Annotated in this window: 15 protein-coding genes and 1 pseudogene; 8 read left to right on the forward strand and 8 right to left on the reverse strand. The window is 57.6% G+C overall.

Annotated features, from left to right (window positions below):
• Positions 1 to 184 precede the first annotated feature (184 nt).
• The 3 genes from panC to RCA23_RS10855 are packed head-to-tail and all read left to right on the forward strand — an operon-like array spanning position 185 to position 2,397.
• The gene (gene panC / locus RCA23_RS10845) at positions 185 to 1,039 is read left to right on the forward strand and encodes a pantoate--beta-alanine ligase (protein ID WP_044050335.1); all 855 of its coding nucleotides are present in this window, start codon (positions 185 to 187) and stop codon (positions 1,037 to 1,039) included.
• Positions 1,036 to 1,848: a 3-methyl-2-oxobutanoate hydroxymethyltransferase gene (gene panB, locus RCA23_RS10850; RefSeq protein ID WP_044050336.1), complete on the forward strand. Its 813-nt coding sequence runs from the start codon at positions 1,036 to 1,038 to the stop codon at positions 1,846 to 1,848. Before panC ends, panB begins: the two co-directional genes overlap by 4 nt.
• Positions 1,849 to 1,887: 39 nt before the next feature.
• Positions 1,888 to 2,397: an SH3 domain-containing protein gene (locus RCA23_RS10855; RefSeq protein WP_052377280.1), complete on the forward strand. Its 510-nt coding sequence runs from the start codon at positions 1,888 to 1,890 to the stop codon at positions 2,395 to 2,397.
• A gap of 1 nt (position 2,398) precedes the next feature.
• Here RCA23_RS10855 and RCA23_RS10860 read toward each other — a convergent pair whose 3' ends face one another.
• From RCA23_RS10860 to RCA23_RS10880, 5 genes are read right to left on the reverse strand one after another with little or no spacing between them, the layout of a single operon-like run.
• A complete protein-coding gene (locus tag RCA23_RS10860; protein WP_044050337.1) occupies positions 2,399 to 4,408 on the reverse strand; it encodes a M3 family metallopeptidase in 2,010 nt (669 codons plus the stop codon).
• Between the two features lies 1 nt (position 4,409).
• The gene (locus tag RCA23_RS10865; protein WP_044050338.1) at positions 4,410 to 5,459 is read right to left on the reverse strand and encodes a HesA/MoeB/ThiF family protein; all 1,050 of its coding nucleotides are present in this window, start codon (positions 5,457 to 5,459) and stop codon (positions 4,410 to 4,412) included.
• Positions 5,456 to 5,899: a dUTP diphosphatase gene (gene dut, locus RCA23_RS10870; protein ID WP_044051503.1), complete on the reverse strand. Its 444-nt coding sequence runs from the start codon at positions 5,897 to 5,899 to the stop codon at positions 5,456 to 5,458. The genes RCA23_RS10865 and dut overlap by 4 nt, the downstream gene beginning before the upstream one ends.
• Before the next feature lie 14 nt (positions 5,900 to 5,913).
• On the reverse strand, positions 5,914 to 7,104 hold the full coding sequence (coaBC, locus tag RCA23_RS10875; RefSeq protein ID WP_044050339.1) for a bifunctional phosphopantothenoylcysteine decarboxylase/phosphopantothenate--cysteine ligase CoaBC: 1,191 nt from the start codon (positions 7,102 to 7,104) through the stop codon (positions 5,914 to 5,916).
• A gap of 56 nt (positions 7,105 to 7,160) precedes the next feature.
• Positions 7,161 to 8,039, reverse strand: coding sequence for an RNA polymerase factor sigma-32 (locus RCA23_RS10880; protein ID WP_044050340.1), 879 nt, complete (start codon positions 8,037 to 8,039; stop codon positions 7,161 to 7,163).
• Between the two features lie 89 nt (positions 8,040 to 8,128).
• Here RCA23_RS10880 and cobU point away from each other — a divergent pair, with 89 nt between their 5' ends.
• The 5 genes and pseudogenes from cobU to RCA23_RS10900 all read left to right on the forward strand — a co-directional run.
• Positions 8,129 to 8,662: a bifunctional adenosylcobinamide kinase/adenosylcobinamide-phosphate guanylyltransferase gene (gene cobU / locus RCA23_RS10885; RefSeq protein ID WP_044050341.1), complete on the forward strand. Its 534-nt coding sequence runs from the start codon at positions 8,129 to 8,131 to the stop codon at positions 8,660 to 8,662.
• Positions 8,659 to 9,231 (forward strand): histidine phosphatase family protein, encoded by a 573-nt coding sequence (locus RCA23_RS10890; RefSeq protein WP_044050342.1) that lies wholly within the window; start codon positions 8,659 to 8,661, stop codon positions 9,229 to 9,231. The genes cobU and RCA23_RS10890 overlap by 4 nt, the downstream gene beginning before the upstream one ends.
• Before the next feature lie 63 nt (positions 9,232 to 9,294).
• Positions 9,295 to 9,720 (forward strand): glutathione S-transferase N-terminal domain-containing protein, encoded by a 426-nt coding sequence (locus RCA23_RS16915; protein ID WP_347721358.1) that lies wholly within the window; start codon positions 9,295 to 9,297, stop codon positions 9,718 to 9,720.
• Positions 9,721 to 9,735: 15 nt separating this feature from the next.
• Entirely contained in the window at positions 9,736 to 10,170 is a 435-nt protein-coding gene (locus tag RCA23_RS16920; protein WP_347721359.1) for a glutathione S-transferase family protein, read from the forward strand.
• Between the two features lie 71 nt (positions 10,171 to 10,241).
• A pseudogene (locus RCA23_RS10900) lies at positions 10,242 to 11,734 on the forward strand (YifB family Mg chelatase-like AAA ATPase); the annotation flags it as partial.
• A 20-nt stretch (positions 11,735 to 11,754) separates the two neighbouring features.
• On the opposite strand, the gene RCA23_RS10905 reads toward RCA23_RS10900, so the two are convergent.
• From RCA23_RS10905 to RCA23_RS10915, 3 genes are all read right to left on the reverse strand, one after another.
• The gene (locus RCA23_RS10905; RefSeq protein ID WP_044050343.1) at positions 11,755 to 12,522 is read right to left on the reverse strand and encodes a TIGR02186 family protein; all 768 of its coding nucleotides are present in this window, start codon (positions 12,520 to 12,522) and stop codon (positions 11,755 to 11,757) included.
• On the reverse strand, positions 12,522 to 13,439 hold the full coding sequence (locus RCA23_RS10910; RefSeq protein WP_044050344.1) for a sulfite exporter TauE/SafE family protein: 918 nt from the start codon (positions 13,437 to 13,439) through the stop codon (positions 12,522 to 12,524). Before RCA23_RS10910 ends, RCA23_RS10905 begins: the two co-directional genes overlap by 1 nt.
• Positions 13,440 to 13,547: 108 nt before the next feature.
• Positions 13,548 to 14,687, reverse strand: coding sequence for an ABC transporter permease (locus tag RCA23_RS10915; RefSeq protein ID WP_044050345.1), 1,140 nt, complete (start codon positions 14,685 to 14,687; stop codon positions 13,548 to 13,550).
• Positions 14,688 to 14,689: the final 2 nt, after the last annotated feature.

Here is a 14,689-nt window from a genome sequence, read left to right on the forward strand (position 1 = left end):
CGCATAGATTGCCCTATGACGGCGCAAAAAGGGAAGTCGTGCCGACCTCCCAGTTGCAAAAACCGACCTCACGATATTTTTCACATCAAAATACCACACCCATCGGCCATTTGGTCGCTGCGAAGCGCTCTTGCGGCGCCTCATGTGGCGGGGTAAATGCAGGCAAAGAGCAGCGGGGTGCAAGATGCAGATTTGCCCATCTAAAATTCGCATACGCCAAGAAATCACCCGGCTGCGCGCGGCGGGTCAAACCATCGGCTTGGTTCCGACCATGGGTTTTTTGCACGAGGGGCATTTGCAGCTGATGCGCCGGGCTGCGCAACACGCTGATGCGGTTGTGGCTACAATTTTTGTGAACCCCACCCAATTTGGCCCCAATGAAGATCTCAGCCGCTATCCGCGCGATTTGGAGCGCGATTTGGACCTATTGAGGGCCGAGGGTGTTGCGGCCGTCTTCACCCCCAGCCCGGAGGAAATGTACCTGCCCGGCGCCGATGCCATTGTCGATGTGCCCAGTCTTTCCGGCATATTGCAGGGCGCTTTGCGGCCCGGGCATTTCCAAGGCGTCGCCACAGTCGTGAGCAAATTGTTCAACATCACCCAACCCGACGTCGCTGTATTCGGGGAAAAAGATTATCAACAGCTGGCGTTCATCCGAAAAATGGTTCGTGATTTGGACATGCCCGTGCGCATCATTGGCCATCCAACAGCACGGGAGACCGATGGGCTGGCCATGTCATCGCGCAATGTCCGCCTGAGCCCAGCCCAGCGCGCCGCAGCACCAATTCTCAATGCCGCCCTAACCCACGCCGAACACCATCCGTTGCCCAGCGCTGAAGCCTATGTGACACAGGTGAGCCAACATCTCGCGCGCGAATCCCTCTGTGACATCAAATCGGTCGAAATCCGTGACAGCGAGGATCTCACAGCGCTCTCAGGCCCATTGCATCGCCCCGCCGTGATCTTGCTGGCGGTGGCCTTTGGCGATGTGCTATTGATTGATCAGCGGGTGATCACCCCCGGAAAGGACAGCTCATGAGCACGCAAACCCCTATCAAACGCATCACTTGCCCCCAGATCAGCAGCCGTAAAGGCGGCACGCCGATTGTCAGCCTCACCAGCTATCACGCCCATACAGCCGCGATTGTAGATCGCTACGCGGATTTTATCTTGGTCGGGGACAGTTTGGGCATGGTCATGCATGGGATGGAAAGCACCCTAGGCGTGCCGCTGGATCTTATGATCATGCATGGCAAGGCCGTCGTGACCGGCACGAAGCGCGCGTTGATCGTGGTGGATATGCCCTTTGGCACCTATGAAGAAAGCCCAGAGGTGGCCTTTCGCAATGCCGCCCGGATCATGAAGGAAACTGGCTGCGGAGCGGTGAAGCTCGAAGGCGGACAGCGCATGGCGCAAACCATCAAATTTCTGGTTGAGCGCGGGATTCCCGTCATGGCCCATATCGGCCTCACCCCACAATCAAGCCACACCATGGGGGGATTCAAGACACAGGGCCGGGTCGAAGACAGCTGGAGTGGCCATGAACAGGATGCACAAGCCGTCAGCGACGCGGGAGCTTTTGCCATTGTATTGGAGGGTATGGTCGAGCCTTTGGCGGCGAAAATTACTCGGCAGATCCCCATTCCCACCATCGGCATTGGCGCCTCGGTGGATTGTGACGGGCAAATTTTGGTCTTGGAAGACATGCTCGGTTTGAACCCGGGCGTCGCGCCAAAATTCGTCAAACTCTACGGCGATCTTGGCGCACAAATCGAAAAGTCAGTTGCAGATTATGCCGAAGAGGTGCGCGCGCGCAGCTTCCCCGGTGAAGATCATATTTATCGCTAGACAATGAGACACGGCATCTGGACACCAACGCCTATGCGGATGACAAGGGGATGGCAAAAACTTGCCTGCATCTTTTTTTGCATCGCACTCTGCGCCGGGCCGGTGATGGCCAACGCGCCGCAAAAAGGCAGCGTAACAAAATTGCCCATACCGCGCTACGTCTCCTTAAAGGCCAGTGAAGGCAATGTGCGGCGCGGACCCTCGCTCACCCACCGCATTGATTGGATCTTGAAGCTGCGCAACATGCCGCTGCAGGTCGTGGCCGAACATGGCCATTGGCGCAAAGTGCTGGATTTTGAGGGCGCGGGCGGCTGGATCCATTATTCGCTGCTGTCGGGGGGCCGCACCGTCATGATCGTGCAGGACTATGTGGATCTGCGCAATCAACCGGCAGATGAGTCCTTGGTCACCGCCCGACTTGAACGCAACGTGCTGGCGCAGCTTTTGTCCTGCAAACCCAATTGGTGCCGGCTGTCGTCAGCAGGCTACAAAGGCTGGGCCCCCAAAACCGCGCTTTGGGGTGTCACAAAGACAGAGGCCTTCGACTAGGCTATAATCCACGATTGTGCAGCAAGGCGGTTGCATCCGGCAATTTTCCACGAAATGCCACATAAAGCTCTTGTGCATCCGCGCTGCCACCCCGCGACAATATATTGTCCTGCAAAGCGCGTGCCCGTTCCAAATCAAACGGCCCACCCGCCTCCTCAAAGGATGCAAAAGCATCCGCATCCATCACCTCTGACCACATATAGCTATAATATCCGCTCGAATAGCCATCGCCTGCGAAAACATGGGCAAATTGCGGTGTCGCATGGCGCATCCCAATCGCCGCCGGCATGCCAATATCTGCCAATACTTCAGCTTGCCGCGCCATAGGATCTTGGGGAGCTGCAGTTTCATGGAAACTTAAATCCACAAGCGCAGAGGCTATATATTCCACGGTTTGAAATCCCATATCAAATGTCGCAGCCCCGAGCATACGTTTGAGCAGGTCATCCGGCATCGCCGCGCCGGTTCGCGCATGAATGGCAAATTTTTGCAAAACTTCAGGCACTTCAAGCCAATGCTCATATAGCTGGCTTGGCAGTTCAACAAAGTCGCGCGCCACTGAGGTGCCAGAAACGGCCGAATAGCTGACGTCGCTCAACATCTGATGCAGCGCATGGCCAAATTCATGGAACAAGGTGCGCGCATCGTCGAATGACAAAAGCGCAGGTGCCCCGCCGGAGGGTTTGGCAAAGTTGCAAACATTGATCACAATGGGCGCGCGCGGGCTTGGCCTCTTGCGCTGGCTTTGCAACGCGCTGCACCAAGCGCCCGATCTTTTGCCGCTCCGGGCAAAGTAATCGCCAATGAACAAGGCGACATGCGCGCCGTCGCGGCATACCTCCCAAACCCTGGCATCCTTGTGATGCAAGGGCAAAGACAGCTCTTGAAACGTCAGGCCGAACAGGCGCTGCGCACAGTCAAAAGCTGCTGCAATCATTTGATCCAATTGCAAATAGGGCTTCAACTCCGCCTCATCTAGATCGTGATCCGCCCGGCGGCGCTTTTGCGCATAGTAACGCCAGTCCCAAGCCATAAGGGGGCCATTCAGCCCATCTTCGGCCATCATTTGGATCAAGATCGCCCCATCCGCCTCTGCCCGCGCCTTGGCCGGATGCCAGACCTGCATCAGAAGGTCACGCACACGGGCCGGTGTCTTGGCCATCTGAGTTTCCAATTTAAACTCTGCAAAACTCTTATAGCCAAGCAAGGCCGCCTGCTCTTGCCGCAGCCGCAGGGTTTCGCGGACAATCTCCCGATTGTCCGTCTCACCCCCATTGGCGCCCCGCGCGGCCCAGGCTTTATAAGCCGTCTCGCGCAGGTCGCGGCGGTCGGAAAATTCCAAAAACGGCACGATCAAAGACCGCGATAGGGTAACCACAGGCCCATCCAGGCCCTTCTCCTGCCCCGCCGCTTTTGCGGCCTGCAACACAAAATCAGGCAGGCCCGCGAGATCATCCGTCTGCAATGGCAGGGTCCAATCCCTTTCATCGGCCAGTAGATTTTGCATGAAGGACGTGCCCAGGCTGGCAAGCCGTGATTTGATCTCAGCCATGCGCGCGGCCTCTGCCCCGGTTAGCTTGGCCCCGGCCCGAATGAAGTCCCGGCGCGTCAACATCAAAACCCGCTCTTGCTCGGGCGACAGTCCCAAAGAGGCACGGCGCGACCAAAGATCTTCGATCCGCGCAAATAGGGCGACATCCGAAGTGACAGCAGAGGCATAGGCCGACAGCTTCGGCGCGAAATCCCGTTGCAGCTCTTCGCGCAATGGCGTGCTATCGGTGCTGGCTAAGGTGTAAAACGCGGCGGCGAGCTGATTGAGCGGCTCTTCGGCCACTTCCTGCGCCTCAATGGTGTTTTCAAAGCTGGGCGCGTCTGAGCGCTTCGCAATGGCCTGCATTCCTGAGCGCGCTTGCGCCAGTGCTGCATACATAGCGGGGGCAAAATCGGCGTTTGATATGGCATCAAAAGGCGCGAGGCCAAAAGGGGTGTTCCAGGGGTCAAGCAGGTTCATATCAAGACTTTCCATCCGAAGAATTTGCACCGCAAATCGGGCAATCGGCCCGCGGTTTGGTTTTTATCACACGGTTTTGCGCGTCGAGCACATTGTAAATTGCCATCTGGCCACGCAATGGCCTGCCCGCGCCCAAGAGATATTTCAGCGCCTCAGCCGCCATGAGGCTGCCAACAATCCCCGGCAGGGCCGCAAAGACCCCGGCCTGCGCACAGCTGGGGGCCAACTCCGGCTTGGGCGCGCTGGGAAACACACATTGATAGCACGGACCAGAGCGCGCCGGATCAAACAGCGCCAGCTGCCCTTCCCATTGGCTCAAGGCTCCGCTGACCAAGGGTTTTGCGCGCGCCACGCAGGCTGCGTTCACCACATAGCGCGTCTCGAAATTATCCGTGCCATCCAGCACAATATCATATTGACCAATCAGCTCTTCAACACTCTCGCCAGTGAGGCGATGGTTGTAACTGTTGACAGCCACATAGGGATTTAGCTCGCCAATGGCCCGCGCCGCAGAGGTGACCTTGGCGCGGCCAATATCTGCATCACGGTGAATAACTTGCCGCTGCAAGTTGCTGGCCGCCACTGTGTCATCATCCACAACACCGATGGTTCCAACCCCGGCAGCCGCCAAATATTGCAGCGCCGGCGCGCCAAGCCCGCCCGCACCGATCACCAAGACCTTGGCGCCGCGCAGACGCATCTGCCCTGCCCCGCCAATCTCGGGCATGACGATATGACGCGCATAGCGCTCCAACTCGGCTTCAGACATCGCGTCATCTGCGGGGCGCACTGGCGGCGCCGCGCGGGAGCGCAATCTGCGCAGGCCCAGCCGATAGATCCAAATAATCGCCACAAAAGCCGCGATGATGGCCCAAAGCTCCCAGGAGCCTCCTGTGTTTTGCCGCAACGGATGAGCCGCGGGCAAAATCAGATGGGCTAAAATCACCCCCACAAACACCGCTGCAATCATACCCCATCGTTGCCGGTTCGGCGCGCCCATAGCCCAGCCAATCCCCCAAAGTACCGCACAAACGGTGCCAACCAGTATCATGAGCGGCGCCCTGTGGAGCCAAAGCCACCTGCACCACGGGGCGTCGTGTCGAGCTTTGACACCTCGGCAAATTCGGCCTGAACCACGGGCGCCACAATCATTTGCGCAATGCGGTCCCCATGTCGGACGGCAAAAGCCTCAGTGCCTGTATTGAGCAAAATCACCCCAAGCGGGCCTCTATAGTCACTGTCGATCGTACCGGGAGCATTTGCCAAGGTGATCCCGAATTTCAGAGCAAGCCCAGATCGCGGGCGAATTTGCACCTCATAGCCCGTAGGTATGGCCAGGCGCAGCCCGGTGCCGATCAAGGCCCGCCCGCCAGGCTGCAGGGTGACATCTGCGCGGTCGGGGAAATTAGCCCGAAGATCAGCGCCAGCGGCGCCCGTGGTGGCATAGGCCGGCAGGCCAAAGCTCACATCGGCCCCCGCCTCCCAGGTCATCTCAATCACTGGGTTCACGTCAATGCATCCGCGATGCGGAGCGCCAGCTGGCGCGCGACGTCGCTCTTGGGCATCTCATCCCAGGTTTCGGCTCCGGCCGCGCCTATGACAGTGACCTTGTTGCATGCACCGCCCATGATGCCGGTCTCAGGAGCCACATCATTAGCGACAATCCAATCGCAGCCCTTGCGCAAACGCTTTTCTGTTGCGTTTTCAATCACATTTTCGGTCTCTGCTGCAAAGCCCACAACCAATTGCGGCCTCATCTCATGCGCTGAAACGCGCGCCAGAATATCTGGATTTTCAGCAAACTTTAAAACCGGCAAATCGCCAGAGGATTTCTTTTTGATCTTTTGATCATGGGTGCCTGCAATGCGCCAATCCGCCACGGCTGCAGCAAAAACTGCCGCATCCACAGGCAAAAGCCTCTCAACCGCGGCCAACATCTCCTGCGCTGTTTGTACCGGATACACGTCAACGCCAGAGGGCGGCGGCACGCGCGCCGGACCTGTAACAAAGCTGACCCGCGCGCCCAGATCGCGCAGGGCCTCTGCGAGAGCCGCACCCTGTGCGCCGGAGGAGCGATTGGCGATGTAGCGCACCGGATCAATCGGCTCATGGGTCGGCCCAGAGGTGACCAGCACATGACGGCCCTCAAGTGGACCGCTGCAAAAAAAGCCCGCGACCTGCGCCAAAATCTCATCCACTTCTGCCATGCGACCGGGGCCGTATTCGCCACAGGCCATTTCTCCGTCATTGGGGCCGATGATCTGCACCCCATCCTCTTGCAATTGCTTCAAATTGCGCTGCGTGGCGGGGTGCTGCCACATGCGCACATTCATGGAAGGGGCAATCATCACAGCGGTATCTGTCGCCAAAAGCAGAGTTGTGGCCAGATCATCGGCCATTCCCTGCGCCATTTTGGCCATGATGTGTGCCGTGGCCGGCGCCACAAGAACAAGATCCGCCGCACGCGACAGCTCTATATGTCCCATCTGCGCTTCTTCGGTCAGGTCGAACAACTCAGTATAGACCTTGGACCGCGCAAGGGCCGCAATTGACAGGGGCGTGACGAATTGCGCGCCCGATTGCGTCAAGACCGGCGTGACGCGCGCGCCCTGTGCAATCAACCTGCGAATCAAATCTGGGGTTTTGACCGCGGCAATACCACCAGAGATGATTAAGAGAATGTGTTTTTCGTTCATAGCTTACAGTTACGCAGCCAGACCTCGCTCTGCAAGGTCTGGCACTGCCAAAAAGCTCACTGGAAAAATGCGCCTGCCTCGGGGGCCTGATCTTCCAGAGCCAGACGCATCTTTTTAAACGCGGCCGCTTCCACCTGTCTGATCCGCTCTTTTGACAGACCCAATTCTTCGCCCAGGCTCTCCAAAGTGCGCGGCACCTCAATCAATTTCCGCTCCCGCACGATATATCTTTCACGATCATTGAGCACGCTCATCGCTTGCAGCAACCATTTGCGCAGCGCCTCTTGGTCATGGTCAATCTCTACGATTTCAGCGGCCTGCGCGCTGTCATCTTCCAGCGCATCAATCCACTCGCGACCTTCGTCTTCGGTCGATTGCGTTGCATTAAGCGAAAAATCGGAGCCCGACAAACGGCCATCCATCATCTCCACATCATGCAGTGGCACGCCCAAATCCTGCGCAATCAGCTGCTGCAATTGATGCCGATCCAGCGTTTGGCCGGCGTTATTGGCATCGCGCTCAATCCGCGCCTGAATGCGCCGCATGTTAAAAAACAAAGACTTTTGCGGGCTGGTCGATCCCGTACGGACCATTGACCAATTGCGCATCACATATTCTTGCACAGAGGCTTTGATCCACCACACCGCATAGGTTGAGAACCGCACGCCGCGATCGGGATCAAATTTCTCTGCCGCTTTCATCAGGCCGAGACCGGCCTCTTGGATCAAATCTCCCATCGGCGCGCCATAGCGTTTGAACTTCGCAGCTTGCGAAATCGCCAGCCGCATATAGGCATTGATCAAACGGTGCAGGCTTTGCTCGCAGCGTTCGTCACGCCAAGCGTAGGCCAATTTCAACTCCGTTTCAGCGTCAAGCATCTCCGCTTTCATTGCAGTGCGCGGTAGAAAATTCTCTGTGCGGCCGTCTAAAGGCATGGGTTCGCCTCCCAATCAGTAAAAGATGAAAAACTTGTTATTCTCTTCTTACGCAGGTACATGCAGGTTGGATCACTCTTGGGGACATAATGCCTGCAGAAAACAAAACTCCAGCCCTACGCCTGGTGCTCGGCGGCGCAAATTCTGGCAAATCACGAGTTGCCGAACAGTTGATTGCCGCGACCGGCCGGCCCCGGCGCTATATCGCAACAGCCCAGGCTTGGGATGATGAAATGGGTGCAAAAATCGCGCAGCACCGCCTGCAACGCGGGTCCGATTGGACCACTGTTGAGGCGCCGCTGGATCTCATGGAGGCTCTGGCGGCAGCACAGCCGGACGAAATCGTGCTCCTCGATTGCGTCACGCTTTGGCTGAGCAATCTCATGATGGCCGAGCGGGATATTCAAACCGCTTGTGCCGCGCTTTGCACAGCTCTCACCCAGGCCCCCTGCCCTGTAATTGTGGTCAGCAATGAAGTTGGTCAAGGCATCACGCCAGACAATGCAATGGCGCGGGCTTTTGTCAAACACCAAGGCCACCTCAATCAAGATCTCGCCCGCCTGGCCCAGGAGGTGATCTTTGTCACCGCTGGCATCGCGCAAACCCTCAAGGCCACGCCATGAGCGATTGGTTTTGGATAAGGCACGGCCCGACCCATGAGAAAAATTTCACCGGCTGGCGCGACGTGCCGGCCGATCTGTCTGACCGCGCGTTGATCGACCGCCTAAGCGCGTATCTGCCGCCTGAGGCTGTGGTGGTGTCCTCTGATCTGACCCGCTCTGTCACCACCGCCGATGCCCTTGCCGGCGGGCGCACCCGACTGCCGCATGAAGCCGATCTCCGGGAGTTTCATTTTGGCGATTGGGATGGGCGGCATTGGTCAGATGTTGCACAGACCGATCCCCAATTGAGCCGCGATTTTTGGGAAAAACCCGGTGATATTATGGCCCCAAATGGCGAAAGCTGGAACATGGCCGCCGCCCGCGCCCGCCCGGTGGTCGACCGGTTGACTGCGGCCCATAACAGCATCATCGCCGTGGCGCATTTCGGCATCATCCTCACCCAGGTGCAACGCGCCCTGGACAGCAGCGCCTACGCCTGCCTGGCTCATAAAATCGACAATTTCAGCGTCACCCATTTGCGCGAAGACCAGGGCGAGTGGCAGGTGATTTGCATCAACCACTTGCCATAGGGGTCTTTTAACTACATATTTTAAATAATAAATCTTATTTTTGTCGCCTTATTGGACCCCAGAATGACCTATGATCTCTATATCGGCGACCGCACGTTCAGCAGTTGGTCTCTTCGCGGATGGTTGATGCTCAAATCTTTCGGCATCCCCTTCAAAAGCCATATTCTGGGGCTTTACAGCGGAACGTTAGAGGCCGATCTCGCCCCCTTCGCGCCCGCGCGTCAAGTTCCAGTTTTGAAAACGCCCAAAAGGCACATGATTTTTGATACGCTCGCCATAGCGGAAACACTTGCGCAGGCCCATCCAAAGGCCGGTCTATGGCCAGAAGATCCAGCACGGCGCGGCGCGGCACGCAGTCTTGTGGCCCAAATGCACAGCGGCTTTTCTGCCCTACGCACTCACTGCCCAATGAACCTGCAAAACGCTTGGGAAGAGTTTGAAGTTTCGGAAAATCTGTACGCCGATCTCGCTTACCTAGAAACCCTATAGAACTATGCTTTCAAGATGTCCGGCGATCAAGATTGGCTCTTTGGCGCCTATTCACTTGCCGATGTGTTTTTCGCCCCGGTTGCGGCACGAATTGCCTGTTATAAGCTGCCTGTCTCACAGCAAGCGCAGCAGTATGTTGACAAACATTTGGCCCATCAAGATTTTCGCCAGTGGCGCGCTATGGGACTTACGAAACACTACGATCCCTTTCCCTACAACATGCCCTGCGCCTCTGTGCCTTGGCCCGGCCCACGCACCATAGCGGCCGCAGTCGCCCAAGGGCCGTCTGAAAACGAAACCTGCCCTTATTCGGGTGATGCGGTGACCGATTTTTTACGCATTGATGGCCGCGTTTTTGGCTTTTGCAATCCGTTTTGCCGCGACAAGACTCTGGTTGATCCCGCCGCCTGGCCGGAGTTTATGGTGCTATACTCGACCGCCAAAGCCTAAGGCGCCGTTCACCTTTCGTAAACCATGATGACCTATGCTCGCTTAACCCGTAACCACACAGGGCCAAGCCGATGGTGGCCGTTACCTATACAGTTGCATTTCATGGGGTGGAGGCCCGACCGGTTGAGGTGCAATGCGCCGTGGCGCCTGGTCTGCCCAGTTTTCAAATCGTCGGGCTGGCCAATAAAGCTGTTAGTGAGGCACGCGAGCGGGTCAGAGCCGCGCTTGACGCCCTCTCGATTGCCCTCCCCTCCAAGCGGATCACGGTGAACCTGTCACCGGCCGATATGCCCAAGGAGGGTTCACATTTCGACCTTCCCATTGCGGTGGCCCTCCTCTCAGCCCTGGGCATGATCCCGCAGGAGGAGATTGGTGCCTGCGTTCTCATGGGTGAGCTGGCTTTGGGGGCGATCTGGTACAGGTCGCCGGCTGCCTGCCCGCGGCGCTCACCGCTGCCAGTGACGAGCGCAGCTTGATTTGCCCCAAAGCCTCGGGCGCCGAAGCCGCTTGGGTTGAGGCCGCCGCGGTCTTCGCCGCGCCCAACCTTGCCGCTGTCCTGCACCACCTCACCGGGCAAAACCTTCTTAAACTAGCGCAACTGGGCGAGGTGACGACCGGGCAATCCGCCAAAGATCTGTCCGACGTCAAGGGCCAAGAACGGGCCAAACGCGCCTTGGAAATTGCAGCGGCCGGGCGGCATCACATGCTGATGGTGGGCCCACCGGGATCTGGAAAATCCATGCTGGCGGCGCGCCTGCCCGGCCTCCTACCGCCGCTCAGCCCTGCCGAAGCGCTCGAAACCTCCATGATTCACTCCCTAGCCGGATTACTTGATGAGGGGGGAATCTCTCGCGAGCGCCCGTTTCGCGAACCCCATAGCACCGCCTCCATGGCCGCGATCATCGGCGGAGGTCGCAGTGCAAAACCGGGGGAGGTCTCCTTGGCGCACAATGGGGTCCTGTTTATGGATGAGTTTCCGGAATTTCCGCGCCACGTCTTGGAAACCCTGCGCCAACCGATTGAAACGGGTGAAGTGATGGTCGCGCGTGCCAATGCCCATGTGAAATATCCAAGTCGCTTCATGCTTATTGCTGCCGCCAATCCCTGCCGTTGTGGCTATATGTCTGATCCCGCAAGGGCCTGCGCCCGCGCCCCGGAATGCGGCGCTGACTATCTGGGCCGCATATCTGGCCCGCTGCTGGATCGGTTTGACCTGCGGGTTGATGTGCCGCCTGTCGCCTACAGCGATCTTGAGCTGCCTTGTGACAGCGAGCCAAGTGCCGAGGTGGCGCGGCGCATCGCTGCCGCCCGTGACCGGCAAGCCACGCGATATGCCGAAACTTTGCACTGTACGGTCAATGCAGATGCCGAAGGGTCCGTATTGCAAAAGTTCGCAACGCCCAGCCTAGACGGTCAGGCGCTCTTGCTCGAAATTGCGGAACGTTTTGGCCTAACAGCGCGGGGCTATCATCGTGTGATGCGGGTCGCGCGCACCATTGCGGATTTGGCCGGCAGTGAGGCGGTGGAACGGGCCCATATTGCAGAAGCGGGCAGCTTTCGCCTGCCTACGGGACAAATCCGATCTCAGCCGCGCAACAGTCGAAAAGCCGCCGCTGCCGCCCAGCCAGAGAAAATGGCAATGGCCAATGACAGCAGGCCATAAACCACCGGACGCTCATGGGCCAAATTATACAGCCAACGCTCGATGCCAACCTTATGCACATCGATTGCGGTCTGATACTGCGACACAACCTCGCCGTCGCGCATCACGAAAATACGCGCCGAATAGGCACCTTCCACCAAATTTGACGGCAGTGAAACAGAGGTTGAGAACAAGGTTTGCTCTTGCAGCTGCACCGAGCCCGGCAGCATTTGATACAGCCCCTGCTCTTCGCGTACGCGCACCAGAGCTTCGGTAAATTGATCTTTGTTGTTCGTGCTGGGAGGAACGGCCACCGCTCGGATCAACTGGCGTACAGAGATTTGATGCCACAGATCTGATGCCTCGCTGACCACGCGGTCAAAAGGTCCGGTGGTGGCCACCGCATAAAAACTGGGCGCCAGATCGACATCAAAAGCCTCTACATTGACCCAAATGCCCAAACGTTTGTCCTTACGGCGCACGGTGACGGGATTGCGTGGGCTGGCGATGGTGACAACAACATCGAGATCACCGGCCGAACTGGCTGCGGTTTCATGTTTCAAAGCACCGAAGATCAAGATTTCCGACCCATTGAAAAACGCAGTGATCCCGATTTCGTTTTTCGACATGCCCAGAACAATATCCTGCGCCGAGACCGGGCCAGAGAGGGCCAGCAGAGCAAAAAGCAACCTTGCGAAAAACCCTTGCATCAATGGCCTCCCGCAACGCCGAGGCTAAACAGTTCTGCCGGCTCTACGATCAGGTCCAAAGCCAGCTTGCCGCAGACCAAAAGCACCATCAGCGCGAGAAGGATTCGCAGCTGTTCAGCTTTGAGCTTGGCGCCGATCATAGTACCGAATTGCGCGCCAATGACCCCGCCAATCAAGAGCAATACCGCCAGAACCATATCCACTGTGTAATTGGTGGTGGCATGCAGCATAGTGGTAAATGCTGTGACAAAGATGATCTGAAACAGCGATGTGCCCACCACGACTTTTGTCGGCATGCCCAGCAGGTAAATCATCGCCGGAACCATGACGAAACCGCCGCCCACGCCCATGATCGCGGCCAAGACACCTACGGCGACGCCAACAACGATGGGTGGGATTATAGAAATATACAGACCCGACACACGGAACCGCATTTTAAACGGTAGACTATGCACCAAACCGCGTTTTTTGCGCGGCTTGGACACGGCCACCTGTTTCGATTTGCGCAGCGCCCGCAGGCTTTCGGCAAACATCAAGCTGCCAACGACACCCAAAAACAGCACGTAGCACAATTTGACCAAGAGATCGACCTGGCCCAAACTTTTGAGGTAATTGAACACAACCACACCAAGCGCCGCACCGACCAACCCGCCAATGAGCAGCACCCCGCCCATTTTGAAATCCACCGTTTTGCGTTTCACATGCGCCAAAACGCCAGAGAAGGAGGAGGCCACGATTTGATTGGCTTCTGTGGCAACGGCCACCGCAGGGGGGATGCCGATGAAAAACAAAAGCGGTGTCATCAAAAAGCCACCGCCAACGCCGAACATGCCCGAAAGAATCCCCACCAACCCGCCGAGCCCCAACAGGACAAAGGCATTCACAGAGACTTCAGCAATGGGCAGATAGATATACATGGCGCCGCATAGCCCTAACGCTGGTCTCGGGCAAGGGGGTGGAGAGGCTCGGCGTGAAATCTGCGCTAAAAACGCCCGTGTGGCCTTATCATCATCTGAAATTTGGCCTTATTTCTCTTTGACGTAGGCCACCCCGCCCGACCGGGGCGGAATGGCTTTGCCGACGAAGCCTGCAAGGACCACGACGGTCAGCACATAGGGCAGAGATTGGATGAAAACCACGGGGATCTTGATCATACTGCCCAGTCCTGCGCTCCAGCTGCTCAGGGTGATCAAGGCCGCCACAAGCGCAAGCCCCAAGCCCAAACCACCCAAAACGATGCGATCGAGCAAGGTTTTGTGGCGCACATAGGCGAAAAGGCCCAGCCCAAGCGCAAAAAGCACCCCACTCATCGCCCAAGCGGGCAGGAGAATGTTTTGGAAACGGTTGTCCACGGCAAAGAAAAATCCAAACAACAAACACGCGCCAAGCGCATACCAAGGCCGCCATTTGGCGAAGATCAAAGCAGCCAAGGCAATGAACCCGCGGCCGGCGGACATATCTTTCACGAAACCAGCTTGCAGCGCCGTGGCCATATAGGCTCCGGCAATGCCACATAAAACGCCGCAAATACCGACAGCGGCGTAACGCAGGCCCACAACAGAAATCCCCGCCGTGTCCACAGCAGCCGGGTTTTCCCCGACAGCCCGCAAGCGCAAGCCAAAGCGGGTTTTGTACAACACAAACCACGTCAAAGGCACCATCAATAGCGCCACATAGACCAGCAAGGAATGCCCCGAGAGAAGCTCCGAATAAAGCTGCATGACAGGTCCGGCCTCTGAAATCTCTTTCGCCGGCACAGCGCCCGGCAGGTTGAGAGGTTCAAAACGTCCTCCAGAAAGGAGCGGCGGTGTGCGCCCGCCTTGGCCAAACCAATCTTGCGAAATCACCACCGTTAGTCCTGCAGCCAAAAAGTTAATCGCGACACCAGAAATGATCTGATCGCCGCGTAGGGTGATAGAGGCCAGGCCATGAATGGCCGAGAGCAAGAGCGAGGCACCAACCCCAGCCAAGAGTCCCAACCAGACAGATCCGGTTGTCGCGGCAATCGCCGCCGACAGAAAGGCCGCCGCCAGCATTTTCCCTTCAAGACCAATGTCAAAAATCCCAGCGCGCTCCGAAAACAATCCGGCCAGACAGGCCAAAAGCAATGGCGTGGCCAAACGCAGGGAGCTGTCTAACACTTGCAAGAGCGTGAGAAAATCCATTG

Source organism: Planktomarina temperata RCA23 (assembly GCF_000738435.1).
Taxonomy (GTDB): domain Bacteria; phylum Pseudomonadota; class Alphaproteobacteria; order Rhodobacterales; family Rhodobacteraceae; genus Planktomarina; species Planktomarina temperata.

Bases quoted from the DNA above. Each gene is read 5' to 3' on its own strand.
- cobU (WP_044050341.1), top strand. From the start codon at position 8,129: ATGCCTGCAGAAAACAAAACTCCAGCCCTACGCCTGGTGCTCGGCGGC.
- RCA23_RS10910 (WP_044050344.1), bottom strand. From the start codon at position 13,439: ATGTATATCTATCTGCCCATTGCTGAAGTCTCTGTGAATGCCTTTGTC.
- coaBC (WP_044050339.1), bottom strand. From the start codon at position 7,104: ATGAACGAAAAACACATTCTCTTAATCATCTCTGGTGGTATTGCCGCG.
- RCA23_RS10905 (WP_044050343.1), bottom strand. From the start codon at position 12,522: ATGCAAGGGTTTTTCGCAAGGTTGCTTTTTGCTCTGCTGGCCCTCTCT.
- dut (WP_044051503.1), bottom strand. From the start codon at position 5,899: ATGACCTGGGAGGCGGGGGCCGATGTGAGCTTTGGCCTGCCGGCCTAT.
- RCA23_RS10865 (WP_044050338.1), bottom strand. From the start codon at position 5,459: ATGATACTGGTTGGCACCGTTTGTGCGGTACTTTGGGGGATTGGCTGG.
- panC (WP_044050335.1), top strand. From the start codon at position 185: ATGCAGATTTGCCCATCTAAAATTCGCATACGCCAAGAAATCACCCGG.
- panB (WP_044050336.1), top strand. From the start codon at position 1,036: ATGAGCACGCAAACCCCTATCAAACGCATCACTTGCCCCCAGATCAGC.
- RCA23_RS16920 (WP_347721359.1), top strand. From the start codon at position 9,736: ATGTCCGGCGATCAAGATTGGCTCTTTGGCGCCTATTCACTTGCCGAT.
- RCA23_RS10915 (WP_044050345.1), bottom strand. From the start codon at position 14,687: ATGGATTTTCTCACGCTCTTGCAAGTGTTAGACAGCTCCCTGCGTTTG.
- RCA23_RS10880 (WP_044050340.1), bottom strand. From the start codon at position 8,039: ATGCCTTTAGACGGCCGCACAGAGAATTTTCTACCGCGCACTGCAATG.
- RCA23_RS10855 (WP_052377280.1), top strand. From the start codon at position 1,888: ATGACAAGGGGATGGCAAAAACTTGCCTGCATCTTTTTTTGCATCGCA.
- RCA23_RS10890 (WP_044050342.1), top strand. From the start codon at position 8,659: ATGAGCGATTGGTTTTGGATAAGGCACGGCCCGACCCATGAGAAAAAT.
- RCA23_RS16915 (WP_347721358.1), top strand. From the start codon at position 9,295: ATGACCTATGATCTCTATATCGGCGACCGCACGTTCAGCAGTTGGTCT.
- RCA23_RS10860 (WP_044050337.1), bottom strand. From the start codon at position 4,408: ATGAACCTGCTTGACCCCTGGAACACCCCTTTTGGCCTCGCGCCTTTT.